Annotated in this window: 21 protein-coding genes; 5 read left to right on the top strand and 16 right to left on the bottom strand. The window is 59.1% G+C overall.

What is annotated here, in order from left to right; translation table 11 throughout:
- Positions 1 to 30 precede the first annotated feature (30 nt).
- Complete coding sequence (locus tag GWQ29_RS05280) at positions 31 to 513, bottom strand: YajQ family cyclic di-GMP-binding protein (RefSeq protein WP_005311958.1); 483 nt, start codon at positions 511 to 513, stop codon at positions 31 to 33.
- 199 nt (positions 514 to 712) lie between these two features.
- Here GWQ29_RS05280 and GWQ29_RS05275 point away from each other — a divergent pair, with 199 nt between their 5' ends.
- Together GWQ29_RS05275 and GWQ29_RS05270 are read left to right on the top strand one after the other, a co-directional pair.
- The gene (locus GWQ29_RS05275; RefSeq protein ID WP_275918916.1) at positions 713 to 1,645 is read left to right on the top strand and encodes a 2-dehydropantoate 2-reductase; all 933 of its coding nucleotides are present in this window, start codon (positions 713 to 715) and stop codon (positions 1,643 to 1,645) included.
- Between the two features lie 35 nt (positions 1,646 to 1,680).
- The gene (locus GWQ29_RS05270) at positions 1,681 to 2,256 is read left to right on the top strand and encodes a DJ-1 family glyoxalase III (RefSeq protein WP_275918915.1); all 576 of its coding nucleotides are present in this window, start codon (positions 1,681 to 1,683) and stop codon (positions 2,254 to 2,256) included.
- A gap of 110 nt (positions 2,257 to 2,366) precedes the next feature.
- Here the strand turns inward: GWQ29_RS05270 and alsS are convergent, their stop codons facing one another.
- Positions 2,367 to 4,037, bottom strand: coding sequence for an acetolactate synthase AlsS (gene alsS, locus GWQ29_RS05265; protein WP_275918914.1), 1,671 nt, complete (start codon positions 4,035 to 4,037; stop codon positions 2,367 to 2,369).
- A 27-nt stretch (positions 4,038 to 4,064) separates the two neighbouring features.
- Entirely contained in the window at positions 4,065 to 4,844 is a 780-nt protein-coding gene (gene budA, locus GWQ29_RS05260) for an acetolactate decarboxylase (RefSeq protein WP_275918913.1), read from the bottom strand.
- Between the two features lie 109 nt (positions 4,845 to 4,953).
- Here budA and GWQ29_RS05255 point away from each other — a divergent pair, with 109 nt between their 5' ends.
- On the top strand, positions 4,954 to 5,838 hold the full coding sequence (locus GWQ29_RS05255; RefSeq protein WP_275918912.1) for a LysR family transcriptional regulator: 885 nt from the start codon (positions 4,954 to 4,956) through the stop codon (positions 5,836 to 5,838).
- A 287-nt stretch (positions 5,839 to 6,125) separates the two neighbouring features.
- Here the strand turns inward: GWQ29_RS05255 and GWQ29_RS05250 are convergent, their stop codons facing one another.
- Genes GWQ29_RS05250 through atpD form a run of 9 tightly spaced genes read right to left on the bottom strand, consistent with a single transcriptional unit; the run spans position 6,126 to position 12,737 of the window.
- A complete protein-coding gene (locus GWQ29_RS05250) occupies positions 6,126 to 7,007 on the bottom strand; it encodes a F0F1 ATP synthase subunit gamma (protein ID WP_275918911.1) in 882 nt (293 codons plus the stop codon).
- A complete protein-coding gene (locus tag GWQ29_RS05245) occupies positions 7,004 to 8,545 on the bottom strand; it encodes an alternate F1F0 ATPase, F1 subunit alpha (RefSeq protein WP_275918910.1) in 1,542 nt (513 codons plus the stop codon). Before GWQ29_RS05245 ends, GWQ29_RS05250 begins: the two co-directional genes overlap by 4 nt.
- Positions 8,535 to 9,323 (bottom strand): hypothetical protein, encoded by a 789-nt coding sequence (locus GWQ29_RS05240; RefSeq protein ID WP_275918909.1) that lies wholly within the window; start codon positions 9,321 to 9,323, stop codon positions 8,535 to 8,537. The genes GWQ29_RS05245 and GWQ29_RS05240 overlap by 11 nt, the downstream gene beginning before the upstream one ends.
- 3 nt (positions 9,324 to 9,326) lie before the next feature.
- Positions 9,327 to 9,608: a F0F1 ATP synthase subunit C gene (locus tag GWQ29_RS05235; protein WP_099991851.1), complete on the bottom strand. Its 282-nt coding sequence runs from the start codon at positions 9,606 to 9,608 to the stop codon at positions 9,327 to 9,329.
- Between the two features lie 2 nt (positions 9,609 to 9,610).
- Complete coding sequence (locus GWQ29_RS05230; protein WP_265432998.1) at positions 9,611 to 10,327, bottom strand: F0F1 ATP synthase subunit A; 717 nt, start codon at positions 10,325 to 10,327, stop codon at positions 9,611 to 9,613.
- Positions 10,317 to 10,619, bottom strand: a complete 303-nt coding sequence (locus GWQ29_RS05225; RefSeq protein ID WP_275918908.1) for an ATP synthase subunit I — start codon at positions 10,617 to 10,619, stop codon at positions 10,317 to 10,319. The genes GWQ29_RS05230 and GWQ29_RS05225 overlap by 11 nt, the downstream gene beginning before the upstream one ends.
- Complete coding sequence (locus tag GWQ29_RS05220; protein WP_275918907.1) at positions 10,609 to 10,944, bottom strand: AtpZ/AtpI family protein; 336 nt, start codon at positions 10,942 to 10,944, stop codon at positions 10,609 to 10,611. Before GWQ29_RS05220 ends, GWQ29_RS05225 begins: the two co-directional genes overlap by 11 nt.
- Positions 10,937 to 11,326 (bottom strand): F0F1 ATP synthase subunit epsilon, encoded by a 390-nt coding sequence (locus GWQ29_RS05215; RefSeq protein WP_270688414.1) that lies wholly within the window; start codon positions 11,324 to 11,326, stop codon positions 10,937 to 10,939. Before GWQ29_RS05215 ends, GWQ29_RS05220 begins: the two co-directional genes overlap by 8 nt.
- Positions 11,316 to 12,737: a F0F1 ATP synthase subunit beta gene (gene atpD, locus GWQ29_RS05210; protein ID WP_275918906.1), complete on the bottom strand. Its 1,422-nt coding sequence runs from the start codon at positions 12,735 to 12,737 to the stop codon at positions 11,316 to 11,318. The genes GWQ29_RS05215 and atpD overlap by 11 nt, the downstream gene beginning before the upstream one ends.
- A 533-nt stretch (positions 12,738 to 13,270) precedes the next feature.
- On the opposite strand from atpD, the gene GWQ29_RS05205 reads away from it, so the two are divergent.
- Positions 13,271 to 21,781: a glucoamylase family protein gene (locus tag GWQ29_RS05205; RefSeq protein WP_275918905.1), complete on the top strand. Its 8,511-nt coding sequence runs from the start codon at positions 13,271 to 13,273 to the stop codon at positions 21,779 to 21,781.
- A gap of 269 nt (positions 21,782 to 22,050) precedes the next feature.
- Here the strand turns inward: GWQ29_RS05205 and GWQ29_RS05200 are convergent, their stop codons facing one another.
- Positions 22,051 to 22,950 (bottom strand): hypothetical protein, encoded by a 900-nt coding sequence (locus GWQ29_RS05200; protein ID WP_275918904.1) that lies wholly within the window; start codon positions 22,948 to 22,950, stop codon positions 22,051 to 22,053.
- Between the two features lie 63 nt (positions 22,951 to 23,013).
- Positions 23,014 to 23,436, bottom strand: a complete 423-nt coding sequence (locus GWQ29_RS05195) for a hypothetical protein (RefSeq protein ID WP_275918903.1) — start codon at positions 23,434 to 23,436, stop codon at positions 23,014 to 23,016.
- A gap of 99 nt (positions 23,437 to 23,535) precedes the next feature.
- Between GWQ29_RS05195 and GWQ29_RS05190 the strand changes: the two genes are divergently transcribed.
- On the top strand, positions 23,536 to 24,483 hold the full coding sequence (locus tag GWQ29_RS05190) for an IS481 family transposase (RefSeq protein ID WP_275918902.1): 948 nt from the start codon (positions 23,536 to 23,538) through the stop codon (positions 24,481 to 24,483).
- Here the strand turns inward: GWQ29_RS05190 and GWQ29_RS05185 are convergent.
- The gene (locus tag GWQ29_RS05185) at positions 24,437 to 25,189 is read right to left on the bottom strand and encodes a hypothetical protein (protein WP_275918901.1); all 753 of its coding nucleotides are present in this window, start codon (positions 25,187 to 25,189) and stop codon (positions 24,437 to 24,439) included. The two genes, GWQ29_RS05190 and GWQ29_RS05185, sit on opposite strands and share 47 nt — an antisense overlap.
- A 63-nt stretch (positions 25,190 to 25,252) precedes the next feature.
- The gene (locus GWQ29_RS05180) at positions 25,253 to 26,395 is read right to left on the bottom strand and encodes a hypothetical protein (protein ID WP_275918900.1); all 1,143 of its coding nucleotides are present in this window, start codon (positions 26,393 to 26,395) and stop codon (positions 25,253 to 25,255) included.
- Positions 26,396 to 26,403 lie beyond the last annotated feature (8 nt).

Genomic DNA, 26,403 nt, shown 5'->3' with positions numbered 1-26,403 from the left:
GGGGGAGGGCCAAACCCTCCCCGCCCGTCATCAATCGCGGAAATTCTGGAACTGCATCGGCTGACCCAGCTCGGCACCACGTACCAGCGCCATGGCTTCCTGCAGATCGTCACGCTTCTTGCCGGTGACCCGCACTTCATCACCCTGAATGGCGACCTGCACCTTGATCTTGGAATCCTTGATCAACTTCACCAGCTTCTTGGCGATCTCTTTCTCAATCCCCTGCTTGAACTTGACGTTCAGGTGGAAACGCTTGCCTGAGTGAACGCTGTCACCCACGTCCATTGAGCTGTTCTCGATGTTGCGCTTGAGCAGGGCTGCGCGCAGGATCTCGACCATCTGCTTGAGCTGGAAGTCGGCATCGGCCTCCAGCTTTACTTCTTCCTTGTTCAGCTCGAAGCTGGCTTCAACACCACGAAAATCGAAACGGGTCGCCAGTTCACGATTGGCGTTATCGACGGCGTTCAACACCTCGTTCATTTTGACTTCAGAGACAATATCGAATGACGGCATGTCAGGGCTCCTCATGTTGCGCTATAAGGGCGCAAATCTACCAGAAAACCGGCAAATTTGCTGATTTCGATGGGGTTGCTCTGCTAGAATCCCCTGCGCACAGGAATGGCGAGACCCGTTAGTGTCCGCCAAGCGACATTTCACTTATCCCCGGTAAATGGTTGATCGGAATGCAACCCTACCTTGATTGAGTCTCTCCATGCCAAGCGGATTACAGAGTTCCCGACTGCCCTCCTCCCCCCAATGGTCACTGCTGGGCTGCGGCGCCCTGGGTGGCGTCTTCGCCTCCCTGTTGACTCAAAGCGGCCAATTGACCCGCGTCTTGCTGCGCGATCGCCACCGTTCGACCCTGCACCCCGGGATTGATTTCACCTCGCTGGAAGGCCAGACCCAGCTGATCACCATCGAGCGCGGCTTCGTCGACCAGCCCGGTCAGATCAAGCGCCTGCTGGTGATGACCAAGGCAGGTCAAGTCGTGTCCGCCCTGACCCCCTTGGCAGGCAAGCTGGCGGCGGGCGTGCCCATAGTGCTGCTGCACAATGGCATGGGCATTGCCGAGCAGGTGGTGCAGCTGTTTCCGCATAATCCTGTCATTGCGGGCGTCACCAGCCACGGCGCCATGCAGAGCGGTCACTTCGTGTTCCGCCACACTGGCAAGGGCGAGACCTGGCTCGGCCCGGTCAATGAAGCGGCCAGGGCTCATGCCTCCCTGGCAGAGGATCTCGCCGCCGCCCTCGGCCAGGCCGGCTGGGATGAGCAGATCCTGGCTCGCCAGTGGCAAAAACTTGCCATCAACTGCGCCATCAATCCGCTGACGGCGCTCTATAAGCTCAAAAATGGCGAGCTGGCAGGCCCTCGCTTCGCCGATGCCCTGCAACAGATCTGCGTGGAAGTGGCCGACGTCATGCAGGCCGAAGGCCAGCCGACCAGCAGCGATGAGCTGCTGCGCCGCGCCATGACTGTGGTCGAGTTGACCGCCGACAACTACTCCTCCATGCATCAAGATATGGAGCAGGGGCGCGAGACCGAGATCGAGGCAATCACCGGCTTCCTGCTGGCCTGCGCCGCCAAACACGGCATAGCGGTGCCGGTCAATCAGGGCCTCTATCAGGCCATCAAAGAGAAGAGCTGAGCCCGCCGAGATGGCGGGTAACCAAGGAGTGCAGCATGACAGTATTGGTATTGGTAGCACCGGGGTCTGAAGAGATCGAAACCGTCGCCATCGTCGACACCCTGGTGCGCGCCCGCATCGAGGTGCTGCTGGCCTCCTGCTGTCCGGCGGGTCTGCGCCAGATCCGCGCCTCCCGCGGGGTGCAGCTGGTCGCTGACTATCATATCGACGAGCTGACCAGCCGTGACTTCGAGGCCATCGTCGTGCCGGGCGGCTTGCCCGGCAGCGAGGCAATCCGCGATACGCCGCTCGCCATCGATCTGCTCAGGGAACAGGCGGCGCTCGGCCGCTGGCGGGCGGCTATGTGCGCCGCCCCCGTGGTGGTACTGCAGCATCATGATTTGCTGGGAGATGCCAGCGTGACCTGCCACCCAGGCTTGCAGGCCCAACTGCCCACCAGCCAGCTCAGCACGGCGCGGGTCGTGACGGATGAGACTCATCACCTGATCACCAGCCAGGGGCCGGGCTCCGCCATCGAATTTGCCCTCGAAATCGTGCGGATGCTGCGCGGGGACGACACCGCCCTCGCGGTCGCCGGCCCCATGGTGATGCCCCCTTCTGTCATGCCATGACCCCTGTTGCCATCGCGGATGCCCTCTCGTCATGACAGAGCGCCCCTTGCCAGCCGGCAAGGGGCGCTCTGTTGTTGGCGGACACCACTCGGACTGCCCCCCTTCAATCGCTAGCTCAACAACTCTGGCCTGAGCTGCTCCATCAGCAGGTGGTTGTCACTGTAATCCACCGGTATGGCCACCACGGCAGGCCCAACGACCGCCATGGCGGCGCGCAGGATCGGCCGCAAGTCTTCGGCACTGGTGACCGCAAACCCGGCCGCCCCGAAGGACTCGGCATAGGCCTTGAAGTTGATGGGCCCGAAGCTCACCCCCGAGCTGCGACGGTACTTTTTCTCCTCCTGCATCGCCACCATGTTGTAGCCGTTATCGACCCAGATGATGTGCACTATGTTGGATTTGAGCCGCACCGCCGTCTCCAGCTCCATGCTCGACTGCATGAAGCTGCCATCGCCGGAAACAGAGATGATCTTCTCCCCCGGCCGCACCATGGCTGCCCCTATGGCCCAGGGCAGCGCCACCCCCATGGTCTGCTGACCGTTGGAGATAAGCACCTGGCGCGCCCTGAAGCTGTAGAGGTAGCGGGCAATCCAGATGTGGAAGCTGCCCATGTCCACGCACAGTGTCATGTCCTGCCCTATGATGTCCTGCAGCTCCTTGACGATGCGCAGCGGATGGATGGGCATGCCTCCCAGATGCTGGGCATGCTGGGTCAGCTGGTGACGCTGGGCCCGTATCTCACCAAGCAGGGCCGCGATGGCGGGGTCCCGTGCCAGCGGCTTGTGCAACATCTTGGTCAAGCAATACAGATTGGCACTGATGGAGCCCACCAGCTCAACCGCCGGGCAGTAGCTGCTGTCGATCTCCGCAGGCAGGGCATCGATGTGCAGCAATTGCCGCTCACCCGTGCCATTCCACAGAACAGGGTCATACTCGATGGGGCTGTAACCTATGCAGATCACCAGATCCGCATCCTGCAGCAACCTGTCCCCCGGCTGGTTGTTGAACAGCCCGACCCGACCGGCGAAGTCATCGAAATGGTGGGTATCCACCACACCGGCCGCCTGATAGGTGCCCGTCACCGGCAACCGGCTTTTGTCGAGAAAAGCACGCACCGCGAGGGAATTCTCGGGCCGGCTGGCCAGCAGGCCGAGCAGCACCACCGGCTTGCGGGCCTGCGCCAGCAGGCTCAGCGCCCTGTCTATGCCTGCCTCATCGGCGGCGCCCGGTTCGGGTATGGCTCTGGGCACCAGGATGGCGCCATCGGTCGGCTCGTTGATGATGTCCATGGGCAGGCTGACGAAGGCCGCGCCTGGGCGGCCCAGCTCGGCACAACGAAAGGCGTTTGCCATCACCTCGGACAGGGCGGATCCGGTTCCCACCTGGGCGCTGAACTTGGTGACGGGGCGGCACAGGCTGACGGTGTCCAGGCTCTGGTGAGTGAGCTTGAGGCCATCGGCACGTCGCACAGCGCCCCCCAGCGCCACCATGGCATCCCCTTCCGAGGTGGCGGTCGCAAGGCCTGTGATCAGGTTGGCGCAACCTGGGCCCGAGGTCACCAGCGCCACCCCGGCCTTGCCGGTCAGACGGCCCACGGCGGCGGCCATGAAGGCGGCGTTCGCCTCGTGGCGTACCACTATGGTGTCGATGGGGGAATCTTCCAGGGCATCGAATACCCGGTCGATCTTGGCCCCCGGAATACCGAATACCTGCTTGACGCCCTGCGCCTCCAGATGGCGTACGACCAGTTCGGCCCCGCAGCCCCAGTGTTGATTTTCCATGAGAATAACTCCTTGTAGGCGAAGGGATTAACCTTCGGCAGCGCGGATGGCGCGGTCCAGATCGGCGGGATTGAGGTCAGCCTGTTGAAAGGCAGGGTTGCGCGGCAGCTCTATGTTGAGATGCTGAACCACAGACAATTGCAGCTGGCCGTGGCCCATGGCGTAATCGAGGATGTGACCACCGCCCTTGCGATCTTCGGTGATGAAATGTTCGTGATAGCCGGCCACATTGATCCCCTGCACGAAGGGCGGGCAGCGAAAGCCCACCAGGGTGCCGCGCCGCTGGCTGAACGAGAACAAGGGCTGTGCCTCTATGGCCTCCAGCATGGGCTTGTAGGGCGGGGTCTGGCAGGGCACTGTGCGTACCTGGGCATGCTCAAACAGACCATCGAGGCGAAGAGCGACGAAGACGTTGTCGGTGCCCACCAGCTGATCGATCCACTGATGGATCTCGTCGCGGCTGAGGGGGTGATCGAAGCGGCGCTCCAGACAGGGTCGAAAGTGAGTCATCACCGCAAACGGGGTTTTCTGGCCAGCCTGAGCCGGACGGGCCGAGCCATCGGCCTTGAGTTGATGGATCTGGCGCTCGAACGCAATCAGCTCGCCGTCGAGCCGGTTGAAAGTGCCAAGGCCGAAGTCGCCGTGGCGCAGCAGATCGGCCATGGTGGTCTCGCCCTCATAGACGCCGGCCAGCAGGGCGCTCATCAAGGAGCTCTGATAGACCTCGCCACCACCCTGACGGGCTTGCCAGCGAGCAAACTGCTGGCTGATCTCGATGGCGCAGTCACACTGTGTATGGGTTTCCATTTGGATTTAACCTCCAATCCTGTTAGGTTGGCAAATCAGGATTCAATAGTGACCAAGATCACACTTTGATACCAATATCCAAACCCATCAGCTTCGAGACGTACCAGATATGGAATTTCGTTACCTGCGCTACCTGGTAGCCGTGGCAGAGAAGCAGAGCTTTACCAAGGCGGCCGAGGCGCTGGGCATGGCCCAGCCGCCCCTCAGCCAGCAGATCCGCAAATTTGAGCAGGAGGTGGGCACGCCACTGTTTCACCGGCTGACCCGCAGTGTGGAGCTGACCGAGGCGGGGCTGAGCCTCTATCAGGATGCCAAGGGCATACTGTCGCAAACCGAGCAGGCCATGCAGAAAGCCCAGCGCATCGCCCGCGGTCAGCTTGGCTCCCTGCGCCTGGGCTTTGCCGGCTCCACTGTGCTGCACCCGAGCGTGCTGCGGCTCATCCACGACTTTCGCCAGGCCTGGCCAGAGGTGAGCCTGCATCCCATCGAGAACAGCATGCCCAATCTGGTGCGCGACCTGATGAGCGAGGAGCTGGATGCCGCCATACTGCGCCTGCCGTGCAGCAGCAGCTCGGCGCTGACTCACCATCTCATCGATGAGGAGGAGATGCTGATCGCCCTCCCCCCGCACCACCCGCTGGCAAGCACGGGCGCCATCGCCATCGAGGCCCTGGCGCAGGATCCCTTCATCCTGTTCCCCCGCGAACTAGGGCCGGGCCTGCACGATGCCATCACCCAACGCTGCCAGCGGGCCGGTTTCAGCCCCCGTCTCGGCAGCCAGAGCCCGCAGGTGATCTCCACCGTCGGCATGGTGCAGGCCGGTTTCGGGGTTGCCATCATCCCGCGCTCTGTGAGCGAACTGCATCCCCACGGCGTCAGCTATCACCCCATCGCCGATGAACCGCTCACCACCCGCATCAGCCTCGCCACCCGCCGCCATCCACGCCAGAAGAGCCTGCAGCACCTGATAGGACTAATCCCTCGCCAGCGCTGAGCCTCCCCGGGCACTGGCCGACATCCCATCAGCAGAACAACAAGGTACATGTGAACAAGACACTGGCGGGGGTCAGAGCCATGGACGAGGTGGCAGGGCCGGGCACACTCGTGCGGCCAGCATCCAATCCGGTTGGACAGGCGACCTAAATGGATTGATGAGGTTCACGAACATGGGCATTCATGGCGTTATCCAACCGACAGGCCAGCATGCGACCGCCATGAATTGTCACCCTCTCACCGGGCATGCCACGGGTGATATACGCCCTCCTCTCTCTTGCCTTGGATCTAATCATCCGGCAGCACATCAAAACCGGCGATCACATCAAACAGCTCTTCATCAATGGCACTCTGGCGAAGGCGATGAAATTCACTTTCAAGCGTATCCAGCAATTCACCAATGTTTTTCTCCGCCCGTTGCATGGCTGCAAACCGGCTGGCATTTTCACTCGCGAGCGACTCGGCGCACGCACGAAACAAGGAGATAAAGAGATACTCGCGCACCAACGCCATCTGGGTATTGTCCCTGCGACCGATCAACTCTGGCAGACACTGGGTCGGCCAGCTCCGGGTCATCAAGGCCTGTTGCCAGGTGGCATCGAGGGGGAGGAAGGGTTGACAGACAGGCTCGTAAAGCGAGCCGGACTTTGGGCGGTTGTGAAACAAGAGGATATTGCTGACTTCTCCGCGCTCGCGCAGAGATTCTGTCTCGATAAGGATCTCGCTGACCAGCGGAGTGATCGCCGAGATGGCGCTGGGCAGACGAAAAGCCCGTCCCAAGGTAAGGGCGCTGTCATCGAGGCGGGAGCGGATACGATCCCCTGCGGTCCAGATGATTTTACGACCTGGCAGCTTATCCAGCGTTTCACTGACGAACTCAGCCAGTGATTCGTTAAACTGCCCGACCAGCCCCTGATCCGACCCGAATACGATGACACCCGTGGGTCCCTCATCCTTGAGCGCTGCGGACCGAACCAGGTCGCCCTGCTGTTGGCGAAAAAAGGTCAGCAGGCCGAGTTGAACCGTTCGGTCATAGTCATCCAGGGAACGCACCGCATTTTCATACTGACCAATGCTCGAGGCGGCCATCGCCTTCATCGTCCGCACAACGGATTCGAGGTCACTGGCACTGGCTATCTGGCGACGCAGACTGACGGCCGTTTTACTCATTCGCTTACCTCGTCAACCGGCTGGAACTGAACGAGTGCTTGCCGCGCCAGGTCAACTATCTGAGCACTGTCTTCATCCTCGAGTGTTTCGGTGCTTTCCAAGCGGGCGCAGAGCGCTGGCGAGACCTGGTCGGCGGCATCGCAAACGGCGTCCTCGGCTTCTTTCATCCTGTCGAGCGGGATCTGATCAAACAAACCCGCACTCAGCGCCAGCAACACTGCAATTTGCTGCACCATGGGGAAGGGTGAAAATTCTTGTTGTTTCAAACAGGCACGGATGCGACGGCCGTGCGCGAGCTGCAACTGAGTGGCTGCATCGAGTCGGGCGCCGAAGCGCGAGAAGGTTTCCAGCTCTTCGAACTGGGCATAGGCCAGCTTGAGATCACCGGCAACAGCCCGATAGGCAGCACGCTGCGCCTTGCCGCCAACCCGCGACACGGACTGGCCGACATCGACCGCAGGCAACACCCCCAATTCGAAGAGAACGGGTGACAGGTAAATTTGACCATCGGTGATCGATATCAGGTTGGTCGGAATGTACGCCGACATATCCTGAGCTTCTGTCTCTATGATGGGCAAGGCCGTCAGAGAGCCGCCACCAAGTTCCTTGCACAGATGGGTAGCTCTCTCGAGCAGACGCGAATGGATGTAGAAAATGTCACCGGGAAAGGCTTCGCGACCCGGCGGTCGACGCAGCAGCAAGGAGAGTTCGCGATAGGCACGGGCGTGATGTGTCAGGTCATCGTAAACCACCAGCACATCGCGCCCTTGCTCCATGAAATACTCAGCAATGCTGGTCGCGGCATAGGGCGTGATATAGGCCAGACCAGGGGGATCGTTTCCTTCAGCAACGACGACAACCGTGTACTCCAGCGCCCCCTTTTCTCGCAGCGTCGCAATCACCTTGGCAACGCCGGCGGCACGCTGGCCAATGGCACAGTAGACACAGAGCACATTCTTGTCACGCTGATTGAGAATGGCGTCCAGTGCAATGGCCGTCTTGCCAGTCTGCCTGTCACCCAGGATCAATTCGCGCTGGCCGCGTCCAATGGGAATGAGCGCATCAACGACCTTGATGCCGGTTTGCAAGGGCACTGTGACCGGGGCCCGATCCATGATATCAGCGGCAGGACGCTCGATCGGCAGGCGCTCCCCGGGCGACAAGGGCCCTTGATCGTCGAGGGGCTCGCCCAGGGGATTGATGACCCGGCCAATCAAGCGCTCCCCGACCGGCACATCGACAACATGACCACTGCGCTCAACCTGGTCGCCAGCGTGCAACAACCAATAATTTCCAAGCAGCACAACGCCAATCTCATCTTCATCGACATTGAAGGCAATACCCTGAATGCCGCCGGGGAAAACAAGTACCTCTTCAAAGCCGATACCCGGCAGGCCGGAGACGCTGGCAATACCGGCGGTAACGCGGGTGATATAGCCGACTTCCCGGGTCACTATGCCATGAACAAAGGTGTCGCGGCCCCTCTCAATAGCGGAGAAAGTCGATGCCAATACCTGCTGCAGAGTATCAGGAGGCATTGGCTGTACCTTCTGAAGTACTGGCGGGTTTGAGCAGCTCACCAATGCTTTTTTCCAGGCTGACCAAGTATTCGGCAATGCTCCAGTCAACCTTGTAACCTTCGGCGCGCAGCTCTATGCCACACACGAGTTCCGGCACAGTTTCATAGCGCAACGCGGGGGCCTTATCTTGTAATGGCTGGATAGTCGTCTCCAGCAAGTTGCGCTGCTCGTCCGACAACGCGAAGGTACTGCTGACCACCAGTGGCTGCCCGGAGGTCTGCAGCGCCTTGCTCAGCGCCGCCTTGTCGGTGTCGTTCAGGTCACGCAGATGGGCGACAAACACATCGACCATACGGGCCTCGAGCGTGATACCGGCAAGACCGGTCAATGCCTTGTCCGCAATGGCAAAGACCTCCTGGCTGGTCCGCTGGCGAATATCATGGTGCAGTGCGTGCGCCTCGCTTTGCAGGGAGGCTTTGCCTTTGGCAATCAGGGCGCTCGCAGCTTGCCTTGCCTCGTCAAGCAGCCGCTGGCGCTCGACATGAGCAGCCTCTGTTGCCTCTTTGAGGAGTGTTGCCTTGTTGCGATCGAGCTCGGAATTTCGTTGCTCAAAATTTTCTCTCTCCTCTGTAGCCGATGCTTGCTGTTGAGCTGCATTGGCCAGCTCGGTAGCAATGCGCTTCTCACGGGCGTCAATTGCATCGAGTATCGGGTGATAGAGAAAGCGTTTCAGCAGCCAGGCCAGGATCAAAAAGTTGACCACTTGCGCGCCGACGGTGAACCAGTCGATAAGCATGATCTATTTTCCTGCCACGGCGGCGATGGCTTGATTCCAGAACGGATTGGCGAAGATCAGGATCATCGACACCACAAAACAGTAGATAGCCACCGACTCGACCATGGCCAAGCCAACGAACAGGGTACGAGTGATGGTGGCTGATGCATCAGGTTGTTGCGCCAGCGCGCTAAGCGCCATCGCCACCGCCCGGCCTTCACCGAGCGCCGGGCCTATGCTGCCAATGGCGATGGTCAAGCCAGATGTGATAATCGAAGCAATGGCAATGAGGGTCAAACTGTCCATGATCAGTCCTTTTGGGAAATGGGTGTGGTTTCGGGAGCTACTTCAGGCTTGGGTTCACGGACCCGGGTGGCAGCGGCGATGTAGACGGCCGCCAGAATGCTGAAGATATAGGCCTGCACCATGCCGGTCAGCAGTCCTAACGCACTCATGATTACAGGAAAAATAAAGGGGGTTATGGTGAGCAAGATGGCAAGGATCATGGTTCCGCTCATCATGTTGCCAAACAGACGGGCGGCCAATGCCAAGGTGCGTGACAATTCGCTGACAATATTGAAAGGCAACATGATCAGGGTCGGCTTGACGTAGGCTTGCAGATACGCGGTCAGGCCGCTGTCGGCAATGCCGAAGATCGGGACGGCAAAAAATACGCAAATAGCCAGTGCCGTGGTCGTCGACAAGGAGCCGGTGGGTGGCTCGTAGCCAGGTATGATGGTGACCAGGTTGGCGCTGGCGACAAAAAGAAACAACGTCCCAATAAAGCCGAGGTAGAGCCGTGGCTTGAGCAGCCCGACTTCCGCAATCTGATCGACGATACCGGTGACTATGATTTCCAACAGGTTCTGCCAGCGGCTACGGTCCAGTCCTTTCGACAAGCGACGGGTCACCAGCCATGAACCGAACGTCAATACGAACATAAGGCCCCAGCTGTAGACGATGGTGGCATTGAGCTTGACAAAGCCGAATTGCCAGAAAACAAGGACGTCCGGGCTAAGGTGCATATTGAGCACCGATCAATACTGGCATCTTGCGAGTGACTCGTGTGACAACAAGCCGAGCGAAGATAAACCCCAGCAGCAGAGCCGCCCAGCGCTGCCAGTCAGCACCACCAACGAGCCAAAAGCCCACCATCACGATCGCCGAGCGCAGAAGCAGACTGCAAAAAAACCAGAGGGCTGTCTGGGCAGAGGCGACGCCTCGGCGAACCGTCCACCACAGGCCGCCAAAAAAGAGCAGGCCCAGCACGACGCCGGCAAACAGGCTGCCACTCAAAATGAGCCATTCATTCATCATGTTTTTTTCCCTTATCGTGAATTTCACTGTCTTCTTTTGCCAGCCAGCGCCAGGCATTGAAGCAGCCGAGGGTCAGACCCGCAGCCAGCAGCGCCAACGTCCATGACTGGCCGCCCGGGTATCGCTCATCAAGCCAAAGACCCAGTGCCGCCCCCAGCAATGTGGGGATCGCGATCGACCAGCCAATCAGACCCATCATGCCCAGACCCGACCAGACGGTGCGTGTGACTTGTTGCTGCGCCTTTACTTTTCGCTCAGCCTTGTTGCCAATCAGCTCGCTGAACCCGCGTTTGCCATCGCCCGGCTTGTGTCCTTGCTCAGTCATGTTGCATGGCCACGAAACGGTGTACAAAACCCGCTTCAAGTTTTGACAGCGCAGCTCGCGCGCTTTTTTCCTGCTCATCAAGCGTTAAAAATTCTCGCTCAACGGCGGCACGCAATTGTTCAAGTTCCAGGTTGCCGATGGCATTGCGCACGGACACCAGTACCTCGTCACCCGTCTTCACCAATACCCCCTGATCGACCGCAACACAGACCTCGTGCTCTGTACTCGTCTCGAACACCAGAATGCCCGGCACCAGTACGGCAGCGCAGTCGAGCCGATTGGGTAGCAGACCAAAGGATCCATATGTCGATTCGGCAACGATGCGCAGCACATCCGCTTTCTCGGCAAACACCTTGAAAGGCAACAAAATCTTAAGTCTCATGGGAACTCGCTTTCTCTTTGTTGGCTTGTTTGTCGAGCGCTTCATCGATGGCTCCGATCATATACAGTGCACTTTCCGGTACATCCTTGAACTCGTCGCGCAAAATACGCTCGCAACCCGCCAGGGCATCATCCAGGCTCACCTGTCGCCCCTGCATGCCGGTGAATTGTTCAGTAGTGAAAAATGGCTGAGTCAGAAAACGTTCCAGTCGCCGGGCACGCGCCACCACGTTGCGGTCCTCGCTCGACAGTTGCTCCATACCAAGCATTGTAATGATGTCTTTGAGATCGGCGTATTGCGCCAGGGTACGGCGGATCGCCTGTGCCAGCGTGTAGTGTCGCTCGCCAATGATGCCAGGCGTCGCCATTTTGGAATTTGACTGCAAGGGATCAATGGCCGGATATAGCCCTTCGCTCGCCCGTTTGCGCGACAGCACAATCGATGCGGAGAGGTGCGAGAAGGTATGCACGGCGGCCGGATCCGTGAAGTCATCTGCGGGTACATAAACGGCCTGGATCGACGTGATGGCACCGGTATCGGTATTGGCGATGCGCTCCTCCAGTTGGGCCAGCTCAGTGCCCATGGTCGGCTGGTAGCCAAGACGAGCCGGCATCTGCCCCATCAGCCCCGACACTTCCATGCCGGCCTGGATAAAGCGGAATATATTGTCGACGAGCAGCAACACATCGCTATGCTCGTCATCACGAAAGTACTCCGCCATGGTCAGCGCGGCATGACCCACACGAAATCGGGCGCCCGGGGATTCGTTCATCTGCCCGAACACCATCACCATGTTGTCGAGCACGCCAGCGGCCTTCATATCGCGATAGAGCTCCTCCCCTTCGCGACAGCGTTCACCTATCCCGCAAAAGATGCTCACCCCTTTATGCTGACCCAGCATGTTGTGGATCATTTCCGTGAGCAAGACAGTCTTGCCAACGCCTGCACCGCCAAACAGGCCGGCTTTACCCCCGCGCTCCAAGGGCATGAGTACATCGATCAGCTTGATCCCGGTCAGGAAAATCTCAGGCTGCGTCGAGCGCCTTGCCAATGCCGGCGGCGTGTTGTGTACGCTACGCCAATCCACGGTTGGGGGCGGCAGACGATCGATCGCTTGACCAAAGACATCAAACATTCGTGACAGCGTGCCCTTGCCGACCGGCGCCAACAGGGGGCCACCACTGTCGCTCACCAGGGTGCCCCGCGCCAATCCCTGGGTGGGAGTCAGGGCAATGCCACGCACGCGTTGTGCATCAAGCTGGGCTTGAACCTCGATGACGATGTCCCCCTCATCACCCGTTCTCAGCAGTGAATGAATGGGGGGTAATTGCGTGTCGAAGCGAACATCCACCACGCTGCCACGCACCGAGACCACGATGCCGGTACGGGATGGTGCTGTCTTGTCAGTCATATCAACTCCCTAGTCTGCGTTGTCCTTCAACCATGACCAGGAGACAACCAGACTGTCACTGGCAACCCTGACAAGGAAGTGGCCTGAGGCATGAGCGAACTCAAGTGAATCGTTGAGCAAGGTGCAACAGGACGGTTCGACCTTACCAGTACGGCCTACCTTGATATGTACGTTAACGAACAGACAGCCCGCCGCCCTCCCGCCATAGTGTTTTCGCGGCTACTGCATTTTTATTTTAATTACCACGACTGTCAGATCTGGCGACAGGTCATTTATGCCCGCCTTTGAAGAACCGCCAGGACTCACCTTTCCCGTTCTTCCAGTGAACCGTTCATTCGCTACCCAACACCTGGGCCCTTCCCTTGCCTGTCTGCCTGTCGCGCGACAGGCGAGGCTGGCCCCTTCATCAGTCATGCATGTCGATGGCTCCGACCGAGCCGCCGACAACAGAGAGACATTACCCATATCCAACGATGGATTGATGTTCCACGAACGCGGACCCGGGTCCGGTAACAACAAGCAGGGAGATATCCATGAATGGTTGGTGCGCTAGGTTATTTGGCTTCAAGCCAACCAATGACCCTTGGCAGGACAAGGAGCCCGTTCGTGAAGAGCTGTTCGGCATAGAGCGGCTGGAATCCCACGCCATGACGCTGGCAGAAGCCCAGTCAGTCACCGCCAGACCGGCGGCGGTGCAATCATTGCATCTGCGCCTGAAAGAAAACGAGGCGGTCTTGTCATCCGCCCATCAGGCAAATGCAGCTGAACTCGAACTGGGACATGATCTGACCCATGCGGCCGAGTGGTTCCTCGACAACTATCACCTGGTCGAAGCCCAGCTCTACGAGATCCGCAGCAGCCTGCCCACCAGCTACTACCGCCAGCTGCCAAAGCTGGCCGAAGGCCCCTTTGCCGGTTATCCCAGAGTTTTTGGTATCGCCTGGGCTTTCATTGCCCACAACGACAGCCACTTCGACCCCGAGACCTTGAGCCGTTTCATTCTGGCCTATCAGCGTGTGCAACCCCTGACCATCGGTGAGTTATGGGCTGTGCCCATCACCCTCAGGATCGTGCTCATTGAAAACTTGCGGCGTCTGGTTGAACAGATCTCGCTGGCCCGCCAGGCCAGAGCCGATGCAGATCTTCTTTGCTCGCGCCTGCTCGCCTCTGGGTGCGCCTTGTCGGCACTGAACGAAGATATAGCTTCTCGTGCCACAGGCCCCCTGTCCGAGATTTTTGCCGCTCAACTCGTCAAACAACTGCGTGACCAGGATCCCGATATCACACCGGCACTCGGCTGGCTGGAAGCGCGCCTGACGCTGCAGGGGGGGTCCATCGATGAGGTGGTCCAGCATGCACAGCAGCGGCAGGGGGCCTCCAACGTCACCATTCGCAACATCATCACCAGCATGCGATTCATCTCGAACATCGATTGGAGCGAGCAATTTGAAAAGATGAGTCTGGTGGATCAGCAGTTACGAGCCAGTACCCACTTCGCCGAGATGGACTTTCCCACCCGCAATCTCTATCGCCGGGCAATCGAGCTGCTGGCCCGCTCTTCCCCCCACGATGAGCTGGATGTCACGGCGCGGGTCCTGTCGGCGACCCGACAAGATGTCGACACCTTGCCAGATGACATGAAACTCAGGGTGCAGGATCCCGGTTATCATCTGATGGCCGAGGGCCGACTCGCCCTGGAAACCGATCTGGGTTTTCGCCCCCCGTTACGCCTTCGACTTCACCGGTTTCATTCCCGACTCGGGATCGGCGGCTATGTCGGCATCATTACCCTGCTGACGCTGCTTTTGCTGACATTCACCTACCAGCAGCTCGCACAGCCCGGTGAGCCATGGTCCCTCTGGATGCCGCTCTTCATCCTGTTTGCCTTCTTGCCGGTCAAGGCGGCAGCCATCTCGCTGGTCAACTATCTCATCAGTTTTTATCTGGTGCCCATGCCTCTGCCGGCCATGGATCTCACTCACGGCATTCCCTCATCCCTGCGCACCATGGTGGTCATCCCCACCCTGCTGACCTCTCACTCCGATCTGCTGGCACAAGTCGAGCAGCTGGAGATCCATCACCTGTCAGGGATCAGTGGCGACCTCAGCTTTGCCCTGCTCTCCGACGGGATGGATGCAGCCCAGGAACACATGCCCGAAGATGCGGCCCTGCTGAGCGAAGCCAGTCAGGCCATCGCCCGCTTGAACAGCAAATATGGCCCCGGGCCGTCAGGGGATCGCTTTCTGCTGCTCCATCGCCACCGCCAGTTCAACCCGGGCGAAGAGTGCTGGATGGGCTGGGAGCGCAAGCGTGGCAAGCTCTATGAGCTGAACCGTTTGCTGCGAGGCGCAACGGACACCAGTTTTATGGTGATCGATGGTCAGCCCCCTGCCGTCCCCCAAAATGTGCGCTATGTCATCACGCTGGATGCAGATACCCGATTGCCGCGGGATACCGCCAGTCGCCTGATTGCCAAGATGGCGCATCCACTCAACTGCGCGCATTTTGATGCCGAGCAGCAGCGCGTCACCCATGGCTATGGCATTCTCCAGCCCCGTGTCACCCCCTCTCTTCCACTGGGTCAGGATGGCTCTTATTACCAACGGCTCTACTCAGGGCCCGGCGGCATGGATCCCTATGCAGCCACCGTTTCGGACATCTATCAGGATCTGTTCGGGGAGGGCTCTTTCACCGGCAAGGGCATCTACGACGTCGATGCTTTTACCGCCGCGCTGGAAGGGCGTGTACCGGAAAATAGTCACCTGAGCCACGACCTGTTTGAGGGCATCTTTGCCCGCGCAGGGTTGGCCTCGGATATTGAAGTTGTCGAAGAGTTTCCATCGCGGTACGACGTCAGTGCCAAACGGCAGCATCGCTGGACACGCGGCGACTGGCAACTGCTCGCCTGGATCTGTCAGCGCAAACATGGCCAGCACTCACTGCCCCTGATAGGGCGTTGGAAAATGTTTGATAACCTCTGCCGTTCACTGCTGGCACCGAGTGCCCTGCTGGCTTTTCTCGCATCCTGGCAACTGCCGTTGGGCACGGCGGTGGCGGCGGATCTGATGCTGCTTGCCTGTCTTGCTCTTCCGATATTTTTGCCCCTCATCTTCACCATACTCCCCCGCAAACAGGATATTTTATGGCGCCATTATGTGGGCAGGATTGGCAACAGCCTGCAGCGTGCCGTCATGCAAACCCTGCTCAGCCTCACCTTTCTGGCCGACCAAACCTGGCGCATGACAGATGCCATAGTCCGTACTCTGTTCCGGTTATCCCTGTCACATCGCCACCTGCTGGAGTGGACCACCACGGCCCAAACCTCGGGCGCACCGCGACTGGCCTGCCTGGGCTTTTACCAAATGATGATGAGCGGTGCGGTACTGGGAATGGGAGTGTGCGCCATGACGCTGTTCAGTGCCCCCACCGCCTGGCCGCTGGTCCTGCCTTTTGGCACCCTCTGGCTGCTGGCGCCCCTGGTGGCGTACTGGACCAGCCGGCCCCGTTATCTGAGCAAACAGATGACCTGCAGTGCCAGGGAAGCGGTAGAGCTGCGGCTGATTGCCCGCAAGACGTGGCGCTATTTCGAGACCTTTGTGACCGATCTCGACAACCAGCTGCCACCTGACAACTTTCAGGAAGTTCCGACAGAGGTCATTGCCCATAGAACCTCGCCCACCAACATGGGGCTCTATTTGCTCTCGACCCTGGCGGCCAATGACTTTGGCTGGGCCGGGCGCGAGGCCGTCATCAAACGGCTGGAAGCCACCCTGGAAGTGATGCAACACTTGCCGCGCTTCAAGGGCCACTTCTTCAACTGGTATGACACCCGGCGTCTGCTCACCCTGGAGCCGGCCTATGTCTCTTCCGTTGACAGTGGCAATCTTGCGGGCCATCTGCTGGTGGTCGCGAGCACCTGCGAAAACTGGCAACAAGCCGCCGACAACAGCTCGATACGCAGCGGCTTGCAAGACACCTATCTGCTGATGCGTCAGGCCATGCAAGCCTACCCGGTGAAAAACAGCGAGCCGGTGAACACGCTCACGGCCTGCCTGAAAGCAATCCGCAGCCAGATCTATGGTGAGCAGCCCGTAACAAGCCAGCTAGCTGAGCTCGAACGGCTTGCGCAGCAAGGCGTCGAGACAGCCCATCGTATTGATCTGCCAGCGCATCCCAAAGAGGGGGCCGAGGTCATCTTCTGGTCAGAGGCGCTCAGGCAAACGGTGGCCGAACATCGCCTGGATGACGCCAGCCTCCCCGATGCGCTTGCGCCACGGCTGCAAGCACTGGCCGAACGCGCACGCACCTTGGCCATGGGAATGGACTTCGCATTCTTGCTGGATCCGGAGCGCCAGCTGCTCTCCATCGGGTATTCCCTCTCCGACAACCGGCTCGACAACAGTTGTTATGATCTGCTCGCCTCAGAGGCAAGGCTTGCCAGCCTGTTCGCCATCGCCAAAGGTGATGTCGTGACCAAGCACTGGTTCAAGCTGGGTCGCTCTGCTACCCCGCTGGGCCAAGCTGCGGCCCTGATCTCCTGGTCCGGCTCCATGTTCGAGTATCTGATGCCCTCCCTTGTCATGCGGGCCCCTATCGGCTCTCAGCTGGAGTGTACCAACCGCCTGATCGTCGACTTGCAGATAAGCTATGGCCACTCGCTGGGCATTCCATGGGGCATATCGGAGTCGGCGTTCAACGCCCGGGACATGGAGTTCACCTATCAATACTCCAACTTCGGCATTCCCCAGCTTGCCCTCAAGCGCGGACTGGCCGAAAACCGGGTGATAGCACCCTATGCCACAGGTCTGGCCGCCATGGTCAACCCTGGCGCTGCCTTGAAAAACTATCAACGGCTGGCTGCCATGGGTGGCGGAGGGCGTTACGGCTTTTACGAGGCGCTGGACTTTACCCCGTCCCGTTTGCCCGATAACCAGGATGTGGCCATAGTGCACAACTTCATGGCCCATCATCAGGGGATGACCATCGTCGCCCTCGCCAATGCCCTGCATCAGGGGTTGATGCGCGCCAGATTTCATGAAGAGCCCATCATTCAGGCTTGTGAACTGCTGCTGCAAGAGCGGATCCCGCAGGACATGCCCATTGTCAGACCCCGTGCCGCCGAGATAAAGGCATCGCGGATCAGGACCATACAGGACGTGCGATCAGTACGCCGCTTGTCCTCATCGACCCTGGGCGCCCCCGTGACCCACCTGCTCTCCAACGGTCGCTACAACGTCATGCTCACCAGTGCGGGGGCCGGCTATAGCCGTTGGGGCAACATTGCCATCACCCGCTGGCATGAGGACGCCACTCGGGACCACTGGGGTTCTTTCCTCTTTTTGCACGATGTCCACAGTGGTGAGACCTGGTCTCCTTGTGCGCACCCGCTGGGCAATTCCGACCACAAGGGGGAAGTTGTTTTTGCCGAGGATCGGGCACAGTTCATTCATCATCACGACCGCCTTACCACCACACTGGAAGTCCTGGTGTCCGGTGAAGCGGATGGCGAAGTACGACGTATCTCGCTGAACAACCGTGGTCGCAGCACCCGCTGTATCGAGCTCACCTCTTACGCCGAGGTCGTGCTGACCACACCGGAAACTGACAGGGCGCATCCCGCCTTCAGTAAACTCTTTGTGGTCACCGAATTTCTGGCGGAGCTGGGCGCGCTGATTGCGACCCGGCGCCCCAGAACACCGGAAGACAGCGAGATCTGGGCCGCTCACTTCATCATTGTCGAGGAGCAACTGGCCGGTACGCTTCAATATGAATCCGATCGCGCCCGGTTTATTGGTCAGGGTCGAACCCTGGCCTCGGCCCATGCCTTGCAGCGGGATGTTGCCCTGTCCAACACAACGGGCACAGTGCTCGACCCCATTTTCTCGCTGCGCCAGCAGGTGCAGGTCTTGCCCGGCAGCAGTACCAAGGTTGCATTCTGGACGCTGGTGGCTTCATCGCGGCAGGCCTTGCTCGATCTCATCGATCAGCACCACAACCGCCATGCCTTCCAACGAGCCAAGACGCTGGCATGGACCCAGGCACAGGTGCAGTTGCACCATCTGGATATTCAGGCGGCGGATGCGGCCAACTTCCAGCGGCTCGCCGCTCCCCTGCTCTACGCTGACTCGCGCTTTCGCGCCTCATCGAACACCATATTGCATGGGCTGGCACTGCAATCCGCCCTCTGGCAGCTCGCCATCTCAGGTGACCTGCCCATCATACTGCTGCGCATCGATGACATAGAGGATCTGGCCCAGGTACGCGAACTGCTGCTGACCCATGAATATCTGCGCATGAAACGTCTGGCCGTCGACCTGGTGATCGTCAATGAGCACGCCGCCACCTATGTGCAGGATCTGCAAAATGGCATAGAGACAGCCGTGCGCAGCAGCCAGTCCCGACCCCGCTTCCATAGCGAGCTGGCCCGCGGCTCCGTCTATACGGTGCGCACCGATCTGATGAATGCCGAGGTTTGCCAACTGCTGTATGCGGCGGCGCGGGTCGTACTGGTCGCTCGCCGTGGTTCCCTGCAGGAGCAACTGGCCCGTCTGCCAGACACATCCCAGTCACCGCAACCCTCACCTGTCTTCAGGGCGCCCCACATCAGCGCCAGCAAACATTTACAGCATCCCGAGCTGGAGTGTTTCAATGGGCTGGGTGGGTTTGCCAAAGACGGACGTGAATATGTCACCTTGCTCAGCGCGGGTCACACAACACCCGCCCCCTGGATCAACGTGATTGCCAATCCGCAGTTTGGCTTTCAAGCCTCCACCGAAGGCAGTGGTTACACCTGGGCAGACAACAGCAAAGAGAACCAGCTGACCGCCTGGTCCAATGATCCTGTGACGGATCCCGTCAGTGAAGTCATCTATATTCGCGATGAAGAGACCCTTGATCTCTGGACGACGACCGCTCAGCCCATTCGTGATGGCGGTACCTATATCGCTCGTCATGGTTACGGTTACAGCAGTTTCGAGCATCAGGTTCACGGCATCCATAGCGAGTTGCTGCAATATGTCCCGGTAGCGGATCCCGTCAAGATCTCCCGCCTGACACTGCGCAACCAGACGAATGCCCCCCGTCGTCTCTCAGTGACCTGTTACGTGGAATGGGTATTGGGCGCCTCTCGCAGCGTCACAGCCCCCTTTATCACGACCCAGATGGATGCGCAGACGGGGGCCATGCTGGCACACAACCCCTGGAATGCCGCCTTCCCTGGCCGGGTAGCCTTCCTCGATCTGGGGGGACAGCAAACGAGCTGGACCGCCGATCGCAGTGAGTTCCTGGGATACCGTGGTCAACCCGCCTCTCCTGCGGCGCTGGCAAGCCATAAAGCCTTGTCTGGCAGCACAGGGGCCGGGATTGACCCCTGCTCTGCGCTGCAAACCCATGTTGATCTTGCCCCGGGTCAGAGCCTTGAGCTTGTGATCCTGCTCGGTCAGGCAGGCTCAACCGAACAAGCCCGAGCCCTCGTCACCCGCTATCGTCATGATCTCGATGTGGTGCTGGACGAGGTGGAGGCTCAATGGCAGACACTGCTCGGGGCCGTTCAGGTCAAGACCCCGGACAGGGCCATGGACATAATGCTCAACGGCTGGCTGATGTATCAAACGCTCGCATGCCGGATCTGGGCTCGTTCTGCCTTCTATCAGGCGGGAGGCGCTTACGGTTTTCGCGACCAGTTGCAAGACGGTATGGCGCTCAGCTTTGCCACCCCCCGGAGCACACGACAACATTTGTTGCGCACGGCCGCTCGCCAGTTCATTGAAGGGGATGTGCAGCATTGGTGGCTGCCCCACTCGGGCCAGGGTGTGCGCACCCGGATCTCCGATGACAGGGTCTGGCTGGCCTTCGCCACGGCCACCTACGTTCGAAGCAGTGCCGATGACAGCATTCTCGATGAGGAGATCCCGTTTCTGGAAGGCCCGGCACTGGGCACGGAGCAGCAGGATGCCTTCTTCCTGCCACAAGTATCCGAAACGTCAGCCTCTCTGTATGAGCATTGCACTCGCTGCCTGGACCAAGCCATGGCGCTCACAGGGAGCAATGGTCTGCCACTCATGGGCTCGGGTGACTGGAACGATGGGATGAATCAGGTCGGCAGTGAAGGCAAGGGGGAGAGTGTCTGGCTAGGCTGGTTGCTGCTGCGCACCATCAGTCTGTTTGCCCCTCTGGCCCACGCACGTCAAGACAAGCGTGCCGAGCTCTGGCTGGCTCATGCCAATCGGGTCGGGGTCGCGCTGGAACGCAAAGCCTGGGATGGTGCCTGGTATCGCCGGGCGACCTTCGATGACGGCAGCTGGCTGGGTTCAAAAGAGAGCCCCGAATGCCAGATAGACTCCATCGCACAATCCTGGGCCGTCCTGTCCGGTGCGGCCAACCCGACCCGAGCCAGAATAGCCATGCAATCCCTGGAGCAACACCTCATCAAATACGATCAGGGTTTGTCTCTGCTGTTCAGTCCACCGTTTGACAAGCTGACCCAGAATCCGGGATATATTCGCGGATATCCGCCCGGACTGCGCGAAAATGGCGGCCAGTATACTCATGCCGCCATCTGGGCCATCCTCGCCTTCGCGCGCCTCAAAGAAGGCACCAAGGCTTATGACCTGTTCTGCCTGCTCAACCCCATCAACCATACACTGGATCCTGAGGCCGTCGAGCGTTACAAGGTTGAACCTTACGTGATGGCTGCGGATATTTACTCAGTCGCGCCGCACAACGGTCGTGGCGGCTGGACTTGGTACACGGGGGCGTCAGGCTGGATGTATCAGGCCGGTATCGAAGGCATATTGGGGATCCGTCGTGAGGGGCAGCTGTTGCTCATCGCCCCCAACTTGCCCGCGCATTGGCCCGGATTTAGCGCAACCATCACCCTTGATGCCGCCCACTACAACATAGCGGTGAATACAGAGGTGTTATCGGGGCTGCAAGCAGACACAATCCGACTCGATGATGTGCTGATGGAGCCTTGCGGCTCACCATTTCGCGTACCACTGACCGACGGGCACCACAGGATTGACATTACCCTGGCGGTGCAATGACAGAGTCTGATTGAACAAGGTAGAGACAAAGCGGCCTGCTCCCGGGCCGCTTTTTGCTTGATTGCACGCACCCCCAACGTTTTATCCTGATCATGACGTGATTGCGCCAACCATTTTTCCAGCTCGCTGTGCTTGAAGATATTAATCAGCACAGTCAGCAGCAGATAGCCCCCCAGCACAAACAAGTGGTTAGCATCCAGATGGCGCTGATGAAGAAATATCGCACCAGTAACAGGCGCGAAAGAAAGCGTTAGCCGGTATGGGTATTGTCAGGGGGCAAAATCTGATAGTTGGGCTGGTTTGCCGTCACGGGTACCAACTTTAGAAAGGCCAACTATTCGTTCATTTTTCAATAAAAAGAGTTCCGACCCAGGTAATTGCTTCATAAGCAGCGACAACACTTTATGCATATCTTCGGGATGGCAATAACAGTCGAGATTTGAATAATATCCGAAATAAAACCTGTCTGTATCACAGGATATATATGGCCTCTTGTGGGTCACTTTTATCATGTGGGGGTGTCCACGCTTGATAGCACTTATTGAGGTGCTTTCTACATTTTTAAAACCGGTGAAGAAAAATGCCATCACGGCAAAACCACCCGCGCCGACCAAGGCGGCCGGGCCTAACAACGCCACGCCGACGATGCAAACCACGACCCCAAACCAAGCCAGCCCCCGCACTACCGCGTAGGCTGCATCCGGAATAGCATCATGATAGGTGGTGACCAGCCCCTCTGTGGTGAGCCGATAGTGGTACTGTTTGTCGGCCAACCAGAGGTAGCGGATAAATGGCGCAAAAATCAGTGCCATGAAAAAAAAACCATACCATTGGTCAGACTCGTACCAGTGCGCAACCAAGCCCATCAGCACCATTATCCCGCAGGGAATCATAACAGCGAGCCACCCCATGCCATACACAGTCGCTACCTTAAGATCCCACTCATAGAGGGTGGGCGCCTCGCGTACCCGCTGTTGGCGCAGCTGATAGAGTCGGTCTTGCTCCTCTTTGGGTAATTGCAGGAACTCACTGCGCGGCAGGTCTTCATAGTGGCTGTCATCCTGCGGCGGCACATTGGTCATCACCGGCAGGGGGCTGAATACGGTACGGGCGCCGAAGCGTTCCTGGCGGTACTGGCCGGCAAAAAATGGCAATGTTGAGCGTTTCATCCGTGTTCTATATCGATGCTGTCAGGTGGGTGACAGTCACATCCCGCCCAACGATGGTATCCATTAGGGTGTCAACGCCTGAGCGGCCTGCGGGGTTATCTCCTCCCCCAGCAACTCACGCACGTCACCCACGGTGAAGATGTTCCGGCCCTGGGCGTATTGTTCGGCCAGCAACTGGTTGCAACGGGTCAGCCGTTCGCTCGGTTTGGCCCACTGCTCGGGTGGCAATGGCTCACTCCAGGCTGCCAGCTCGGGATGGGCTGCGAAGTAGTGTTCGGCGAAGCGCTGCTGCAAGCGGCTCTGGATATTGATACGCAGTATGCCAAAGCGGGTGCCGTTGAGTTCCCACCAGAGGCGGCGCAGGGGGGAGAAGGCGCTGCGGGGTATCTTCCGTTCTCGGCAGAACTCATCAATCATGCCATCAAAGGTGACCGGGGCCGGCTCGTCGATAGCCTCGGGCCCCTCTTCCATATAGCGGCGGATCATCTCCCACTCGGCTAGCTGTGATCTCTATGTAGGTTGTTCACTCGGGGCATTCCCGGAGAATTGGAGGCGCCAACCAAACCAATCATCCGAGGTGCCCCAGTGAACAACCATAAAAATGCCCGATTAACCGTCTTTGGTCGACAGCTTCTTGTCCAACGTATCATTGAGCAGGGCCTGCGCGTTGAAGAGGCCGCTCACGCTGCCGGCGTCAGTACCCGCACCGCTTACAAGTGGCTCACTCGATATCGCCAGGAGGGGCCTGATGGCTTGTACAATCGCTCTTCTCAACCTGCATCCTGCCCTCATGCCATTGATGACCTGCGCCAACAGCGGATTATCGAACTGCGCAAACAGCGACAAACCTATCGGCACATCAGCCAATCTCTGGGCATAGGGCACAGTACTGTCGCCCGTATCCTGCAACGAAGGGGACTGAATCGGCTGGCTAATCTGGAACCTGCCCCTCCAGTACAACGCTATGAACATGAGAAACCGGGTGACTTGCTGCATCTGGACATCAAAAAGTTGGGGCGCTTCCGTCGTCCCGGCCATCGGGTGACTGGTGACCGCCGCCTGGATTCCCGTGGAGCGGGATGGGAGTATGCGCATGTGGCGATTGATGACCATTCCCGTGTGGCCTTCAGCGCCCTGCTGCCTGATGAAACGGGACGCAGTGCCTGCCTGGCGCTGTTACAGGCACTTCGCTACTACGCCGGGCTCGGCATTCGCTTCCGTCGGCTACTCACTGACAATGGCGCCTGTTATCGGTCGAAACGCTTCCAGAAGCTGTGTCGTCGCTTGGGACTCAAGCACCTGCGCACCAAACCTTACACGCCCCAAACGAATGGCAAAGCAGAGCGCTTCATTCAGACAGCGCTGCGTGAATGGGCTTATGCACGGAGCTATGACTCGTCAGCGCAACGGGCAGAACACTTGCAACCGTGGCTGCATGAGTACAACTGGCATCGTCCTCATGCAAGTCTGGGCTATAAGCCCCCCATCAGTCGTCTTCAATCTGTGAACAACCTGGTGGGTTTACACAGCTAGCCCCCACCTCCTTGCTAAGGGTGCCGACGTTCATGCCGGACCAGAAGTGGCCGGGTCGCTCGTCCGAGTTGATACCGAAAAACAGGCTTGCCATGGTCATGACACCGCTGACCGACACCGCTGAGCCCTCCCCCACCATGGCGCACATCTCTTCCCAGGGGAAAATCCGGACTTCGGTGCGCTTGGTGCGCTTGTCCCAGCGAGACAGCATCATCTCGCGGCGCTGGCGGTGAAAGCGAAACGGTAATACTCGGCGAAGTTGTTGTTGATGCTCCCACAACATTTTTACCGTGATAAGCAAAGCAAGACCGGGCCCCATCCCCAATCCCAGAACGGCCCCCAGCAAATTCATCCAGCTAAACTCCATCACCCATTGGTTATGTCCAACCCAGACCTCCTGATAGTTGCCAGCCCAGACGCCAGCCCAGCCCAGCCCATTGCTCAAACCAGATCCGGGAGGTCCCCAAAAGAATGCAGCAAAAACGACCAATCCCATGATCCAATACATATACAGAATTTGTGTTTGAAAGAGGGAGCCGCCCGCCCCCCCCAGCTCGATATAGTGGGAGTGCTTTTTGGTCAGCCAGTCGGTGCGGCGCACCGGTGGCACATTGGTCATCACCGGCAGGGGGCTGAAGACGGTGCGGGCGCCGAAGCGTTCCTGGCGGTACTGGCCGGCAAAAAATGGCAATGTTGAGCGTTTCATCCGTGTTCTATATCGATGCTGTCAGGTGGGTGACAGTCACATCCCGCCCAACGATGGTATCCATTAGGGTGTCAATGCCCGAGCGGCCTGCGGGGTTATCTCCTCCCCCAGCAGCTCGCGCACGTCACCCACGGTGAAGATATTGCGGCCCTGGGCGTATTGTTCCGCCAGCAGCTGGTTGCAACGGGTCAGCCGTTCGCTCGGTTTGGCCCACTGCTCGGGCGGCAATGGCTCACTCCAGGCTGCCAGCTCGGGATGGGCTGCGAAGTAGTGTTCGGCGAAGCGCTGCTGCAAGCGGCTCTGGATATTGATACGCAGTATGCCAAAGCGGGTACCATTGAGTTCCCACCAGAGGCGGCGCAGGGGGGAGAAGGCGCTGCGGGGTATCTTCCGTTCTCGGCAGAACTCATCAATCATGCCATCAAAGGTGACCGGGGCCGGCTCGTCGATAGCCTCGGGCCCCTCTTCCATATAGCGGCGGATCATCTCCCACTCGCTAGCCCCCACCTCCTTGCTAAGGGTGCCGACGTTCATGCCGGACCAGAAGTGGCCGGGTCGCTCGTCCGAGTTGATACCGAAAAACAGGCTCGCCATGGTCATAACACCGCTCACCGAGACGGCTGAGCCCTCTCCCACCATGGCGCACATCTCTTCCCAAGGGAAAATCCGGACTTCGGTACGTTTGGTCCGTTTGTCCCAGCGCGACAGCATCACTTCGCGGCGCTGGCGGTGAAAGCGAAAGGGCAACACCCGGCGCAACTGCTGTTGATTCTCCCATATCAACTTACTTGTAAATAGCAGAGCAAACCCCGGCCCAAAACCCAATCCGCCAATCGCCATCAGCAAGTTTACCCAGCGAAACTCCATAACCCATTGGTCTGGCCCCACCCAGACTTCCTTATACAATCCAGCCCAGACACCGGCCCAGCCCTGACCATCGCTCAAACCAGTTCCAGGTGGTCCCCAAAAAACCATGGCAAAGATAATTAGTCCCACTACCCAGACCGAAAACATCAGCTGAGTTTGAAAGAGAGAGCCACCCGCCCCCCCCAGCTCGATATAGTGGGGGAACTTCTTGGTCAGCCAGTCGGTGCGCCGTACCGGCGGCACATTGGTCATCACCGGCAGGGGGCTGAATACGGTACGTGCACCGAAGCGCTCCTGCCGGTGCTGACCGGCAAAAAAAGGCAATACTGAGTGTTTCATACGTCCTC

The sequence above is a fragment of the Aeromonas sp. 2HA2 genome (assembly GCF_029237345.1).
GTDB lineage: Bacteria > Pseudomonadota > Gammaproteobacteria > Enterobacterales > Aeromonadaceae > Aeromonas > Aeromonas salmonicida.
This window is presented reverse-complemented; position numbering and strand designations above follow the sequence as displayed.

Excerpts from the sequence above, each read along its gene's own strand:
- GWQ29_RS05280 (WP_005311958.1), bottom strand. The coding sequence starts at position 513 with ATGCCGTCATTCGATATTGTCTCTGAAGTCAAAATGAACGAGGTGTTG.
- GWQ29_RS05275 (WP_275918916.1), top strand. The coding sequence starts at position 713 with ATGCCAAGCGGATTACAGAGTTCCCGACTGCCCTCCTCCCCCCAATGG.
- GWQ29_RS05270 (WP_275918915.1), top strand. The coding sequence starts at position 1,681 with ATGACAGTATTGGTATTGGTAGCACCGGGGTCTGAAGAGATCGAAACC.
- alsS (WP_275918914.1), bottom strand. The coding sequence starts at position 4,037 with ATGGAAAATCAACACTGGGGCTGCGGGGCCGAACTGGTCGTACGCCAT.
- budA (WP_275918913.1), bottom strand. The coding sequence starts at position 4,844 with ATGGAAACCCATACACAGTGTGACTGCGCCATCGAGATCAGCCAGCAG.
- GWQ29_RS05255 (WP_275918912.1), top strand. The coding sequence starts at position 4,954 with ATGGAATTTCGTTACCTGCGCTACCTGGTAGCCGTGGCAGAGAAGCAG.
- GWQ29_RS05250 (WP_275918911.1), bottom strand. The coding sequence starts at position 7,007 with ATGAGTAAAACGGCCGTCAGTCTGCGTCGCCAGATAGCCAGTGCCAGT.
- GWQ29_RS05245 (WP_275918910.1), bottom strand. The coding sequence starts at position 8,545 with ATGCCTCCTGATACTCTGCAGCAGGTATTGGCATCGACTTTCTCCGCT.
- GWQ29_RS05240 (WP_275918909.1), bottom strand. The coding sequence starts at position 9,323 with ATGCTTATCGACTGGTTCACCGTCGGCGCGCAAGTGGTCAACTTTTTG.
- GWQ29_RS05235 (WP_099991851.1), bottom strand. The coding sequence starts at position 9,608 with ATGGACAGTTTGACCCTCATTGCCATTGCTTCGATTATCACATCTGGC.
- GWQ29_RS05230 (WP_265432998.1), bottom strand. The coding sequence starts at position 10,327 with ATGCACCTTAGCCCGGACGTCCTTGTTTTCTGGCAATTCGGCTTTGTC.
- GWQ29_RS05225 (WP_275918908.1), bottom strand. The coding sequence starts at position 10,619 with ATGATGAATGAATGGCTCATTTTGAGTGGCAGCCTGTTTGCCGGCGTC.
- GWQ29_RS05220 (WP_275918907.1), bottom strand. The coding sequence starts at position 10,944 with ATGACTGAGCAAGGACACAAGCCGGGCGATGGCAAACGCGGGTTCAGC.
- GWQ29_RS05215 (WP_270688414.1), bottom strand. The coding sequence starts at position 11,326 with ATGAGACTTAAGATTTTGTTGCCTTTCAAGGTGTTTGCCGAGAAAGCG.
- atpD (WP_275918906.1), bottom strand. The coding sequence starts at position 12,737 with ATGACTGACAAGACAGCACCATCCCGTACCGGCATCGTGGTCTCGGTG.
- GWQ29_RS05205 (WP_275918905.1), top strand. The coding sequence starts at position 13,271 with ATGAATGGTTGGTGCGCTAGGTTATTTGGCTTCAAGCCAACCAATGAC.
- GWQ29_RS05200 (WP_275918904.1), bottom strand. The coding sequence starts at position 22,950 with ATGAAACGCTCAACATTGCCATTTTTTGCCGGCCAGTACCGCCAGGAA.
- GWQ29_RS05195 (WP_275918903.1), bottom strand. The coding sequence starts at position 23,436 with ATGATCCGCCGCTATATGGAAGAGGGGCCCGAGGCTATCGACGAGCCG.
- GWQ29_RS05185 (WP_275918901.1), bottom strand. The coding sequence starts at position 25,189 with ATGAAACGCTCAACATTGCCATTTTTTGCCGGCCAGTACCGCCAGGAA.
- GWQ29_RS05180 (WP_275918900.1), bottom strand. The coding sequence starts at position 26,395 with ATGAAACACTCAGTATTGCCTTTTTTTGCCGGTCAGCACCGGCAGGAG.